This is a genomic window from Rhizobium bangladeshense (genome assembly GCF_001662075.1).
GTDB classification, from domain to species: Bacteria; Pseudomonadota; Alphaproteobacteria; order Rhizobiales; family Rhizobiaceae; genus Rhizobium; species Rhizobium bangladeshense_B.
In genome coordinates this window covers 12,315-25,338 of sequence record NZ_LYPL01000025.1, presented here as the reverse complement: position 1 = coordinate 25,338, position 13,024 = coordinate 12,315, and the positions used below count along the sequence as shown (strand labels likewise).

At 61.5% G+C, this 13,024-nt stretch carries 10 protein-coding genes; 4 read left to right on the top strand and 6 right to left on the bottom strand.

The features are described from left to right. Positions 1-96 precede the first annotated feature (96 nt). The 4 genes from mutT to A7X77_RS29890 form a co-directional block, all read right to left on the bottom strand. Positions 97-510 (bottom strand): 8-oxo-dGTP diphosphatase MutT, encoded by a 414-nt coding sequence (mutT, locus tag A7X77_RS29905; RefSeq protein ID WP_064686439.1) that lies wholly within the window; start codon positions 508-510, stop codon positions 97-99. Beyond that, positions 507-1,313, bottom strand: a complete 807-nt coding sequence (locus tag A7X77_RS29900; RefSeq protein WP_064686438.1) for a GNAT family N-acetyltransferase — start codon at positions 1,311-1,313, stop codon at positions 507-509. Before A7X77_RS29900 ends, mutT begins: the two co-directional genes overlap by 4 nt. Next, complete coding sequence (argJ, locus tag A7X77_RS29895) at positions 1,294-2,535, bottom strand: bifunctional glutamate N-acetyltransferase/amino-acid acetyltransferase ArgJ (RefSeq protein WP_064686452.1); 1,242 nt, start codon at positions 2,533-2,535, stop codon at positions 1,294-1,296. Before argJ ends, A7X77_RS29900 begins: the two co-directional genes overlap by 20 nt. A 114-nt stretch (positions 2,536-2,649) precedes the next feature. Continuing rightward, the gene (locus A7X77_RS29890; protein WP_064686437.1) at positions 2,650-3,531 is read right to left on the bottom strand and encodes a peptidylprolyl isomerase; all 882 of its coding nucleotides are present in this window, start codon (positions 3,529-3,531) and stop codon (positions 2,650-2,652) included. Positions 3,532-3,777: 246 nt separating this feature from the next. Here A7X77_RS29890 and secA point away from each other — a divergent pair, with 246 nt between their 5' ends. The 3 genes from secA to A7X77_RS29875 all read left to right on the top strand — a co-directional run bounded on the left by secA (position 3,778) and on the right by A7X77_RS29875 (position 9,365). Further along, positions 3,778-6,492: a preprotein translocase subunit SecA gene (gene secA / locus A7X77_RS29885; RefSeq protein ID WP_064686436.1), complete on the top strand. Its 2,715-nt coding sequence runs from the start codon at positions 3,778-3,780 to the stop codon at positions 6,490-6,492. 179 nt (positions 6,493-6,671) lie between these two features. Beyond that, positions 6,672-8,087 carry a lipopolysaccharide biosynthesis protein gene (locus tag A7X77_RS29880; protein ID WP_064686435.1) on the top strand — a complete coding sequence of 472 codons (1,416 nt, stop codon included), beginning with the start codon at positions 6,672-6,674 and terminating at the stop codon, positions 8,085-8,087. Then, complete coding sequence (locus tag A7X77_RS29875) at positions 8,088-9,365, top strand: GNAT family N-acetyltransferase (protein WP_064686434.1); 1,278 nt, start codon at positions 8,088-8,090, stop codon at positions 9,363-9,365. On the opposite strand, the gene A7X77_RS29870 is transcribed toward A7X77_RS29875, so the two are convergent. Beyond that, positions 9,362-10,990 carry an AMP-binding protein gene (locus A7X77_RS29870; RefSeq protein WP_064686433.1) on the bottom strand — a complete coding sequence of 543 codons (1,629 nt, stop codon included), beginning with the start codon at positions 10,988-10,990 and terminating at the stop codon, positions 9,362-9,364. The genes A7X77_RS29875 and A7X77_RS29870 overlap by 4 nt on opposite strands. Before the next feature lie 199 nt (positions 10,991-11,189). Between A7X77_RS29870 and A7X77_RS29865 the strand changes: the two genes are divergently transcribed. Beyond that, positions 11,190-12,170, top strand: coding sequence for an aldo/keto reductase (locus A7X77_RS29865; RefSeq protein WP_064686432.1), 981 nt, complete (start codon positions 11,190-11,192; stop codon positions 12,168-12,170). Between the two features lie 189 nt (positions 12,171-12,359). Here the strand turns inward: A7X77_RS29865 and A7X77_RS29860 are convergent, their stop codons facing one another. Next, a complete protein-coding gene (locus A7X77_RS29860; RefSeq protein WP_064686431.1) occupies positions 12,360-12,938 on the bottom strand; it encodes a TetR/AcrR family transcriptional regulator in 579 nt (192 codons plus the stop codon). Positions 12,939-13,024 lie beyond the last annotated feature (86 nt).

Below are 13,024 nucleotides of genomic sequence, written 5' to 3'. Positions count from 1 at the left end.
GATGCTTGATTGAGGCCGATCTTTGGCAGAAGGTGTTAAACGATCCATTAATATCCACAGCCGAAAACGCCGCGGCACAATAATAATCAGCTAACGCTAAAGTAAATCCTGCAGCATCGGGATAAGCGGCTCGTCGGCCGGCGGCATAGGGTAATCGCGCAGCGCCTGCGCACGCACCCATTTCAAAGCCTGACCCTCACGGCCCTGGGCAATCCCTTCATAGCGCCGACAGATATAAAGCGGCATCAACAGGTGGAACGTCTCGTAGGAATGGCTGGCAAAGGTGAGCGGCGCCAGGCAGGCGACCTTGGTCTTGACACCAAGCTCTTCCTCGAGCTCGCGCACCAGCGTCTCCTCCGGCGTCTCGCCGGGCTCGACCTTGCCGCCGGGAAACTCCCAGAGCCCGGCAAGCGATTTTCCCTCGGGACGCTGTGCCAATAGAATACGCCCATCGGCATCAATCAGCGCGCAGGCGGCGACCAGCAATATCTTCCGGCCTGCCTCGCTCATCGCGTCTCCCGCTGCCAGTAGCAATAATGATAGGCGTCGCGAAAGCCGAGGCGCTCGTAGAGCGCGATCGCCGGGCGGTTGGAAAGCTTGACCTGCAGCCAGGCCGAGCGGGCGCTGCGCATGCGCGCCCAACGCAGCGCCGAAGTCAGGATTTCGGTGCCTAATCCTTCGCGCCGCCGCGTTTCGCAGACCGAAAGCGACATGATGCCGGCAAGATCATTGTCCTGGACGCAAAGCACGGTCGCGAGCGGTCCCTCTACTGCATTTTCGATCATGAAGAGGCCCGACGGCGGCTTGATCGCTGAAATGATTTCGGCAAGCGCCGGCTTCAAGCTCAGCGGCGCCCTCTCGACCGTCAGATTGGCATCGACGAAACGGCCGACGTCATGGGTCGGCAGATGATCGAGCGTATCCGGCAGTGCAGCCTCGGCGAGATCGCACGTCATGACCACGGTCTCGTCGAACCGCGTCCAGTTCTGGGCGCTGAGAAGCTCGATCAGCACCGGCGAAGCGAGCGGCGTCTGGCGGACGACGGCGGCGCGGCCATAGGCCTCGAACTTGCGGCTCGCCTTTTCCAGGCGGATCTCGACGTCGCGATGGTCCGAGGGATCGAGCGGCACGATGGAATTCAGCCGATTGGACGGGTGACCGGCCGTCAACCGGACCTGCCAGCTGCCGTCATATTGCACGGATGCCGCCGGCCAGGCGCGAAAACCGACAGCCTCCAGCCTGCGGACCAGCGGCAAATTCTGCGAGGAAATAGATGCCTGCTCCAACGAACGATCAGCTCCGATAGTCGCCATTGATCGCAACATATTCCTTGGTGAGGTCGCAGGTCCAGACCGTTGCCGAACCAGAGCCGAGGCCGATATCGACTTTGACGGGGATATCCTGCGCCTTCATCACATTCGAGGCGGCTTCCTCGGAATAAGCGGGATCACGCTCGCCATTGACCGCGACCCTGACGTCGCCGAACCAGATGGCCAGCCGGTCGCGGTCGGCCATCTCGCCGGATTTGCCGACGGCCATGACGATCCGGCCCCAATTGGCGTCTTCGCCGGCGGCCGCCGTCTTGACCAGCGGCGAATTGGCAATCGACATGGCGATGCGCTTGGCGGCGGCGTCGCTCTCGGCACCCGTCACGGTGATTTCGAGCATCTTGGTGGCGCCCTCGCCGTCACGCACCACCTGCAGCGACAGATCCTTCAGCACTTCGTTGAGAGCGGCGCGGAAGGCAGCAAGCCGGGGATCGTCGGCGCGTTCAATGCGGGTCTGGCCGTCTTCGGCCGCCGCACCCGTCGCAAACAGCATCAGCGTGTCGGACGTGGAAGTGTCGCTGTCGACGGTCATGGAGTTGAAGGTCGGGCCGACGCCGTCGGACAGCAGCACCTGCAGCGCGGCCGGCGCGATGTCGGCATCGGTCACGACGAAGGAGAGCATCGTCGCCATGTCGGGCGCAATCATGCCGGCACCCTTGGCGATACCGTTGATCGTGACGGCAACGCCGCCGATCTCGGCGCTGCGGGTCGAAACCTTCGGATAGGTGTCCGTCGTCATGATCGCCTTGGCGGCTTCGAACCAGAAATCGCTGGTGGCCTCGGCCTGCATCTTATCCAGGACGCCGACAAACTTGCTGGCATCGAGCGGTTCGCCGATGACGCCGGTCGAGGCCAGGTAGACCTCGTTCTCGCCGCAGCCGACGGCGGCGGCTGCCGATTTCGCCGTCAGCGCGGTCGCCTGGCGGCCCTTCATGCCGGTAAAGGCATTGGCATTGCCGGAATTGACGACAACGGCCCGGGCGCTGCCATGGGGCAGGTTGGCGCGGCAAAAATCGACCGGCGCCGACGGGCACTTGGAGCGGGTAAACACCCCCGCGACGGCGGCCGGCTTGTCGAAGACCATCATCAGCACGTCGGTACGGTTCTTGTATTTGATGCCGGCGGACGCCGTCGCCATGCGCACGCCGCGCAGCGAAGGCATCTGGACGAAGGATTTCGGTGCGAGCGGAGAAACGGAACCGGACATGATGAAACCTGCCAATGAGCATTTCCCGGCGAAATGGAAACCGGCTCGCCGTCCGGAAATGCAACAACAACAACGATAAGGAAGGGCCCGGAAGAACCGGGCCCGATGCGAATATTACTGCTGCGGCGCCGGCTGGGCGGGCTCACTGCCCGGTTCCGGCTGCTTGTTGGCCTGATCATAACCCTTGCGCAGCGTCTCGTCCGTGATCTCGATCTTGGCGGACGTCTTGGCCTGGTTAAGGAGGGCAAGATACTTGTCGCGCATGACGAGCTGACGAACCTGATCCTGAACCTGATCGAAAGGCGGCGGCGGAGCGTCGCGCTTGTCCTCGACCTTGATGACATGATAGCCGAAGTCGGTCTTCACCGGGGTCTTGGAATAGGCGCCCTTCTCGAGCGCGAAGGCTGCGTCCTCGAATTCCTTGACCATGCGGCCGCGCGAGAAATAGCCGAGATCGCCGCCTTCCGACTTGTTCGGATCAGTCGATTTTTCCTTGGCGAGTTCGGCGAAATCCTTGCCGGCGTCAAGCTGCTTGATGATCTCCTTGGCTTCGTCTTCGGTTTTCACCAGGATGTGGCGGGCGTGGACTTCCTCCTGCTTCGGCAGGGCTGCGACTTCCTTGTCGTAACGAGCCTTGATTTCGTCAGGCGTGACGGTGTCGACGACGTGCTTCTTGAAATAGGCATTGTGAAGCTCGCGATCCGTGAGGTACTGCATGCGCTTCTTGAATCCGTCGGTCTGATCGAGCTTCTCCGTCGTCGCGCCGGCCGCAAGCAGCTTCACATCGATGGCGGCGGACAGGGCTGCAACCTTCTTCTGGTCGTCGGGAAGCTGCGCCAGCTGCGGATCGAGGTTGGCGACGGCGAGATCGAGTTCAGACTGGTGGATCTCGAGATTGCCTACCTTGGCGACGACGGCGTCCTCCGCACGGGCCGGAGCCTGGAATACAACAAAAGTTGCAAAGGCCAGCACGGCGAATTTATTGGTGCTCAACATCAAATAACCCTTCACAGTTACATCGCCGGCTTCGGCATCGCCTATTCCAGCTCAAAATAGCCATCAACACCGGATTGTGGCCTTTCTGTATCCGCCAAATCCGTTGACATCATTCGACCCCCCTCTTATCTGTCACGCAACCTCGCGTCCAGAACAGTTTCCGGGCGTTTCAAGGCGTGCGCCTGATTTTCGGCTGGGCCGCGGACAAGAAACGTGGCGGATGAATATTGAGAAAGGACCAGTCACATGGTCAGCTTTGGCGGTATAGCCCGCAAGTTATTTGGGTCGTCCAATGATCGCCGCGTGCGGTCCTTCCAGCCGAACGTCACCGCGATCAACTCCATTGAAGAGAAGACGAAGGCTCTGACGGACGAGCAGCTCGCGGCAAAGACCGCGGAGTTCCGCGCTCTTCTGGCCGAAGGCAAGACGCTCGACGACATCCTGATTCCCGCCTTTGCAGTCGTGCGTGAGGCTTCGCGCCGCGTTCTCGGCCTGCGACCTTTTGACGTACAGCTGATTGGCGGCATGATCTTGCACTCGAATGCGATCGCCGAGATGAAGACCGGCGAAGGCAAAACCCTCGTCGCCACCCTGCCGGTCTATCTGAACGCGCTTTCCGGCAAAGGCGTGCACGTCGTCACCGTCAACGATTATCTGGCGCAGCGCGACGCCGCGACCATGGGCCGCGTCTACGGCTTCCTCGGCATGACCACGGGCGTCATCGTTCACGGTCTCTCCGACGAAGAGCGCCGCGCCGCCTACGCCTGCGACATCACCTATGCCACCAACAACGAGCTCGGCTTCGATTATCTGCGCGATAATATGAAGTACGAGAAGAACCAGATGGTCCAGCGCGGCCACAACTTCGCGATCGTCGACGAAGTGGACTCGATCCTCGTCGACGAGGCGCGCACGCCGCTGATCATCTCCGGCCCGCTCGACGACCGTTCCGAACTCTACAATACGATCGACGCCTTCATTCCGCTGCTCGCCCCCAGCGATTACGAGATCGACGAGAAGCAGCGCTCGGCCAACTTCTCCGAAGAGGGCACAGAGAAGCTGGAGAACCTGCTCCGCCAGGCCGGCCTCTTGAAGGGCAACGCGCTCTACGACATCGAGAATGTTGCGATCGTCCATCACATCAACAATGCACTGAAGGCCCACAAACTCTTCCAGCGTGACAAGGACTATATCGTCCGCAACGACGAAGTCGTCATCATCGATGAGTTCACCGGCCGCATGATGCCGGGCCGACGTTATTCGGAAGGTCAGCACCAGGCGCTCGAAGCCAAGGAAAAGGTGCAGATCCAGCCGGAAAACCAGACGCTGGCCTCCATCACCTTCCAGAATTATTTCCGCATGTACGACAAGCTCGCCGGCATGACCGGCACGGCGCAGACGGAAGCGGAAGAATTCGGCAATATCTATAATCTCGATGTCATCGAGGTTCCGACCAACCTGCCGATCAAGCGCATTGACGAGGACGACGAGGTCTACCGGACCTTCGACGAAAAGTTCAAGGCAATCATTGATGAAATCCTCGACGCCCACAAGCGCGGCCAGCCGGTGCTCGTCGGCACGACCTCGATCGAGAAGTCGGAACTGCTTGCCGACCGTTTGCGCAAGCAGGGCTTCACCGACTTCCAGGTGCTGAACGCCCGCTACCACGAGCAGGAGGCCTATATCGTCGCCCAGGCCGGCGTGCCGGGCTCCGTCACGATCGCCACCAACATGGCCGGCCGCGGTACCGACATTCAGCTCGGCGGTAACCTGGAAATGCGCATCGAGCGCGAACTCGGCGAGATCGAAGCTGGTCCGGAGCGTGACGCCAAGATCCAGGCGATCGTCGAGGAAATCAAAAGCCTCAAGGAAAAGGCACTGGCCGCCGGCGGTCTCTACGTCATCGCCACCGAACGCCATGAAAGCCGCCGCATCGACAACCAGCTGCGCGGCCGCTCCGGCCGTCAGGGCGACCCCGGCCGTTCGAAATTCTACCTTTCGCTTCAGGATGACCTGATGCGCATCTTCGGCTCCGACCGCATGGACAGCATGCTGACCAAGCTCGGCCTCAAGGAGGGCGAGGCGATCGTCCATCCCTGGATCAACAAGGCGCTGGAGCGCGCGCAGAAGAAGGTCGAAGCTCGCAACTTCGACATCCGCAAGAACCTCTTGAAGTACGACGACGTTCTCAACGATCAGCGCAAGGTGATCTTCGAGCAGCGTCTCGAACTGATGGAATCGACCAACATTTCGGAGACCGTCTCCGACATGCGCCGCGAAGTGATCGAGGATCTGGTCGCAAAGCATATCCCCGAACGCGCCTATGCCGAACAATGGGATGCGGTCGGCCTGAAGACCGGAGTCACCAATATCCTCAACCTCGATCTGCCGATCGAGGATTGGGTCAAGGAGGAAGGTATCGGCGAGGACGACATTCGCGAGCGCCTGACGGAAGCCGCCAATGCCGCCTTTACGGAGAAGGCCGAGCGTTTCGGCGCCGACATCATGCATTATGTCGAGCGCTCGATCGTCATGCAGACGCTTGATCATCTTTGGCGCGAGCATATCGTCAACCTCGATCACCTGCGCTCGGTCATCGGTTTCCGCGGTTACGCCCAGCGTGACCCGCTGCAGGAATACAAGTCTGAAGCCTTCGAACTCTTCACCGGCCTCCTCAACAATCTGCGCGAGGCCGTCACCGCCCAGCTGATGCGCGTCGAACTGGTGCAGCAGGCACCGGCCGAACCCGAACCGCCGCTGATGCAGGCCCATCATCTCGATCCGATGACGGGCGAGGACGATTTCGCTCCGATCTACCAGGCCTCCGAAGTGATGGTGGCGCCCGAGAACCGCAATCCCGAGGACCCCGCCACCTGGGGCAAGGTCGGCCGCAACGAGGCCTGCCCCTGCGGCTCCGGCAAGAAATACAAGCATTGCCACGGCGCCTTCGAACAGGTCTGAGGCAAATACGACAAGTCTGAAAATGCCGCCTTCGGGCGGCATTTGCATTTCAGCGGCAACGCCGGCCAGCTAGAGTTCCAGGTCCGCGGGCCAAGGGCCGATCCGGAACCGTTTCTTAACCCTGCTCTGTCAAGACTTCGGGGACGATTTGCCTGACCTCAGAGTTTTGCGTGTCCATCATGGCGGTCATAGAAACAGCGGAGAAGATGCTGCCGGCGGGCCTGCGCCCGATCGGCGGCCGTACGCTGCGCATGCTCGCGGCCGTGCTGACCGAAGGCGGCGAGAAGGCCGCCGCCCAGCGCATGGCGCTGACGGCCTTTTCGATCCGCATCCTCAGCGCCGCACTCGCCTTCGTCTCCCAGATCGTGCTCGCCCGGCTGATGGGCGAATATGAATATGGCATATTCGTTTTCGTCTGGGTGCTGATCGTCGTCTTCGGCGACCTCTCCTGCCTTGGCTTCCACACCGCGATCATCCGCTTTCTGCCGCAGTACAAGGCGGCGGGCGCTTTCGAGGAAATCCGCGGCCTGACGGGTACGGCGCGCATTTTCGCGCTGCTGTCCGGCACGGCGATGCTTGCCGCCGGCATGCTCGGGCTGCATTTCTTCGGTGATCTGATCGAGCCCTATTATCTTGTCCCGATCTTCCTCGGCCTGTTTGCCATGCCGATGATAGCGCTTGGCGATATTCTGGAAGGCACGTCGCGGGCGAACCACTGGCCGGTGATGGCGCTGGGCCCGGTCTACATTATCCGGCCGATCCTCATCATCGCCTGCATGCTGATTGCGATTGCGTTGGGCGCGGAGCATACGGCCGTCACCGCCATGCAGGCGGCGCTCGTGGCCACCTTCGTCACCGCACTCGGACAATATGGCGCGACGCTTTACCGCCTACGCCGGCACTATGAGGACGGTCCGCACAAGGTCGATTTTCTCGCTTGGCTCACTGTCGCCTTCCCGATCTTCGTGATCGAGGGCGTCAGCTTCCTGCTGACCAATTCCGACGTCGTCGTCGTCGGCATCTTCCTCGAGCCGCACGACGTCGCCATTTATTTCGCCGCCGCCAAGACCATGGCGCTGGTGCATTTCATCAATTTTTCCGTCAAGGCCGCTTCCGGCCCGCGCTTTTCCTCGATCATCGCCGAAGGCGACCACGCTCAGCTGGCGAGCGCCGCCACCGATGCCGCCCGCTGGACCTTTTGGCCGGCGCTCGGCGTCGGTCTTGCCGTTCTCGCGGCCGGCCACCTGCTGCTGTCACTGTTCGGCGGCGCCTTCACCGCGGGTTATCTTGTCATGGCGATCCTGCTTGCCGGCATCCTCGCCAAATCGCTGGTCGGCCCGGCCGAAACGCTGCTGATGATGGCCGGCAAGCAAAACCTCTGCGTCGCGCTCTATGCCGGCGCATTGGCCGCCAATGTCGGTCTCAACCTCGCTTTGATCCCGCATTACGGCATCGAAGGCACCGCGATTGCCACAGCCTCGGCCATGGCGGTCGAGGCCGTCCTTCTGCATGTCGCCGTGCGCCGCACGCTCGGCATCGTCCTCTTCGCCTTCGCCAGCCCCTCCGCCGCAACGCCAGAAATGAGAGTTCGATAGATGGTGCGTCCGCCCCCCGTTACCGCAAGCACCGACAGCATCACCAACCGCATGATCCATGATCTCGCGTCGCTGCATTTCGAGGCACCACAGGCCGAGGCCCGTGCCGAGATCGGCCGGCCCGGACGTGAACTTTGCCTCTATCCCGGCAAGCTCGGCTACGAACTTCAGGATGAGCTCGACTTCCTCTCCAACCGGGCGATGGAGCCGAACGTCTTTTTCTCCGGCCGCTTCCTCGCGCCCGCCATGCCGCGGCTCGAAGACAGGCAGGTGAATTTCGCCCTGATCCGCGACCACAATGCCGGCCGCAGCCGCATGCGTTTCCTGCTGCCGTTTTCGGTCGACAAGCCGGGCTTTGCCGTTGGTCCTTCGATCATCCGCGGCTGGTCGAACAGCTTCGGCCCACTCGGCACGCCGCTCGTCGACAGCGAGGATGCGGCCGAAACCCTCGACAATTTCTTCGAAGGGCTGACCGTCCCCGATCTCAACCTGCCCAGTACCCTGGTTCTGCCGGATCTCAGATTGAACGGAATTTTCGTGCGTATGCTCAAGGCCGTGGCACTCAGCCGCAATCTGCCGCTCACCGTGACCAATCCCTATCTGCGCCCGATGCTGCAGAGCGAGGAAGAGGCGGCTGCCTATCTCAGCAAGACCATTTCCTCCTCGCATATGCGCGAGATGCGCCGCCAGTGGCGTCAGCTGGAAGAACTCGGGACGGCGGTCTATGCCGTCGCCCGCCAGCCGCGCGAAATCCACGTCCGCTTCGAAGAGTTCCTGGCAATGGAAGCCGGTGGCTGGAAGGGCAAGCGGCGAAGCGCTCTCGTCACCGACCGCTATCACACCGCCTTCGCCCGCGAGGCCGTGTCGAACCTTGCCGCCGTCGACGCCGTGCGCATTCATACGATCGATCTCAACGGCAAGGCGATCGCCGCCATCGTGGTGTTGATGATGGGCGGAGAGGCCTATACGTGGAAGACGGCCTATGACGAAAACTATGCCCGCTATTCTCCGGGCAAGCTTTTGATGAGCGAACTCACCGAGTGGCATCTCGACGACGCCAATATCGTCCGCTCCGATTCCTGCGCCGTCTCCGACCATCCGATCATGAGCCGCTTCTGGCAGGAGCGCGAGGAGATGGGAACTCTGGTGATCGGCCTGACGCAGAATGGCGACCGCGATATGCGCCAGGTCGCCGCCCAGCTTCACATGTATCGCAGCACCCGCAACATGGCGAAGATGCTGCGCGAGAAAATCATGTCGCTCGCCGGCCGGGGCTAACCTTCCGTCGCAGCTTTCTCTCGCAGCAGCCGGCGGATCACCTTGCCGGTGGTCGTCAGCGGCAATGATTCGACGAATTCCACCTCGCGCGGATATTCGTGCATCGAAAGCCGCATCTTCACCCAGTCCCTGATATCGACGGCCAGCACCTCGCTCGGGGCATGGCCCGGCGCAAGCACGATATAGGCTTTGACAATCTCGGTGCGCAGTGCATCGGGCTTGCCGACGGCGGCGGCAAGCTGCACGGCGGGATGACCGATCAGGCAATCTTCGATTTCAGCCGGGCCGATGCGATATCCCGACGACGTGATGACGTCGTCGTCACGGCCTTCGAAGGTGACGTAGCCGTCCGCGTCCTGCCGGCCGATATCACCGGTGAGCAGCCAGTCCTTGACGAATTTTCGCGTCGTCGCCGCCGCGTCATTCCAATAGCCGAGGAACATGACGGGATCGGGACTGGCGATGGCGATCTGGCCCGGCTCGCCCGCCGGCAGTTCATCCCCCTCATCGTTGACGATCGCGACGCGGTGTCCCGGCACCGCCCGGCCGATAGCACCGGCCCTGCTGACACCATAGGCGGCGGCAGACGAGAGCACGAAATTGCATTCGGTCTGGCCGTAAAATTCATTGACGGTAATGCCGAGCGTGCGCCGCGCCCATTCATAGGTCTCGCGGCCGAGCGCCTCCCCGGCAGAGCCGATTGTGCGCAGCACGAGATCATATTTCGAACGGGGATCGGAAACCGAGCGCATCAGCCTCAGCGCCGTCGGCGGGATGAAGGCATTGCGCACATCCATCTCCGCCATGATCCGGTAGGCCATGTCGGCATCGAATTTCTGCGCCGGCGACGAGACGACGGGAACGCCGAGCATCAGGCTCGGTAACAGCGCATTGAGCAGACCGCCCGCCCAGGCCCAGTCGGACGGAGTCCAGACCTTGTCGCCCACCTTTGGAAAGCCCTCATGGGCGAACTGCATGCCGGGAATATGGCCGGGCAAAACACGGTGACCATGCAACGCGCCTTTCGGCGGCCCTGTTGTGCCCGAGGTGAAGATCATCAGCGCCGGATCGTCGGGCGTTGTCTTCTCTCCCTCGAAGACGGGCGCATAGGATACGATGAGATCGGCAAAGGAGAGAGCGTCCGGAGCGCCATCAACGCTGATCACATGCCGCAACTCCGGCAAACGATCGCGGATTTGCCGGATCCGATTGAGGCCGAAATCATTGGTGACGATTGCCGCCGCACCCGAAATCCTCAGCCGATATTCCAGCGCCTCGACGCCAAACAGCAACGCCAGCGGCAAGGCGATCGCGCCCATCTTATAGATCGCGACATGCGCAACCACGGTCTCGAAGGACTGGGGCATCAGCAGAGCGACGCGATCACCGCGCTTGATGCCGAGCGATGCCAGGGCATTGGCGAACATCGAAGACTGGCCGGAGAGCTCGCCATAGGTCAGCGAAAGATGGTCGCCGTCCGGACTGAAATGTTCGAGACAGACACGCTCCGGATCTCGCGCCGCCCAATCGTCGCTGACGGCGCGGCCGATATTAAAGTTTTCCGGAATCCGCCAGGAGAAATCACGATAGAGATCGTCGTAACGATCATGGGAGGGCAGTCGCATAGTCTGGCTTCCGGTGAAATGCTGCAGCAGCTAACACCTTGCGGCGCAGATGCGCAAGCCGGCGACGGACCGACGGCCTTATCACGTATCATTGTACGCATCGCCGCGCCGATTCCGCGTGCGCCTCCCTGCGACTTTGACGGTTTCGCACTAGATCATGAAACGCCGAACGGGGTGTCTCAATTTACGGAGTCGTTTCATGGAATACGTCAAATTCGGAAAGACCGGTCTCGAAGTGTCGAAAATCTGCCTGGGCTGCATGACGTTCGGCGATCCGGGCCGCGGCAACCATGCCTGGAGCCTGCGGGAAGAGGAAAGCCGGGCAATGATCAAGCAGGCGATCGACCTCGGCATCAATTTTCTCGATACGGCCAACACCTATTCCAACGGTTCCTCGGAAGAGATCGTCGGGCGCGCCATCAAAGACTTCGCCAAGCGCGAGGATATCGTTCTGGCGACCAAGGTGTTCAATCGCATGCGGCCGGGCCCGAACGGCGCCGGCTTGTCACGCAAGGCGATCTTCGACGAGATCGACAATAGCCTGCGCCGCCTCGGCACCGACTATGTCGACCTCTACCAGATCCACCGTTTCGACTACACGACGCCGATCGAGGAAACGCTGGAAGCACTGCATGACGTGGTCAAGTCGGGCAAGGCGCGTTATATCGGCGCCTCCTCGATGTATGCCTGGCAATTCGCCAAGGCGCTCTACGTCTCCCGGCTGAACGGCTGGACGGAATTCGTCAGCATGCAGAACCATCTGAACCTGCTCTACCGCGAGGAGGAGCGCGAAATGCTGCCGCTCTGCGAAGACCAGAAGATCGCCGTCATCCCCTGGAGCCCGCTCGCCCGTGGCCGCCTGACGCGCGACTGGGACGAGACGACGGCGCGCAGCGAGACCGACGAATTTGGCAAGACGCTCTACACGCAATCGATCGATGCCGACCGGAGGATCGTCGAGGCCGTTGCCGACATCGCCCGAACTCGCGGCATTTCGCGCGCCCAAGTCGCCACCGCCTGGATCCTGCAGAAGAGCGTGGTGACCGCGCCGATCATCGGAGCGTCCAAACCGAACCACTTGGCAGATGCAGTCGCTTCGCTCACCGTCAAGCTCACTGCCGAGGAAATCGCCGTGCTGGAAGCACCCTATATCCCGCATGCCGTCGCCGGCTTCAAATAGCTGCATCCTCTTCTCGGCGCCCTCATAAAGGCAGATCCTCTCCCGGCCGCGGGAGAGGATCAGTCCTAGCGGTTACCTGAATATCGAGGAATCGGCTGTCATGACCGCCGTTTCTCGCCGCCCTGTCGCCGGATGGTAAATTCACCGAGATCGTTGAGGCCAATGCCCTCATCGCCTTGCGCGACCAAATTATTTCCGGCTACCGGGATCGAGTTGCCGGCGCATCGTCACTAGAAACTGCTCGGCAAGCGCCCGGTCCTCGACCGCACGGGCCAGAATGACCGCGCCCATCATCGAGGAGAGCGTGGTGGCGGCATTGGCGCGGCGCTCCTCGGCGGTCTCGCCGGGAACGATATCGGCAAGCATCTCGACCAGCACCGACAGCCCGTCGCTGAAGACGGCGCGGACAGCGCCGCGGCTGCGGCTGACCTCCTGGATCAGCGTTGCGAAGACGCAGCTGCCGCCCGGATCGTCGACCGTACGCCAATGGATATAATGGTCGAGAAGCGTTTCGAGCGGCCGGTCCGGCGAACTGGCGATATGCTCCTTCCAACGCGTTTCGACCTTGTCGATCAGCTTGCGGCTGACCTCCAGCGCCAGTTCGTCCTTCGAAGCGAAATGACCGTAGAAACCGCCATGCGTCAGCCCCGCCGCCTTCATGATGTCGGCGACGCCAACCCCGTCGAAACCGTTCTCGCGGAAAAGCACGCCGGCAACGCTCAGGATCTTTTCGCGGTTTTCGGCAAATTTTTCGCGGCTGACCCGCATTCTTATCTCCAGAAATAGTCGCTTGACAAAATATATGACGCCCATCATGAATACGCAAGAAATATGATGATCATCATGTAAATCGG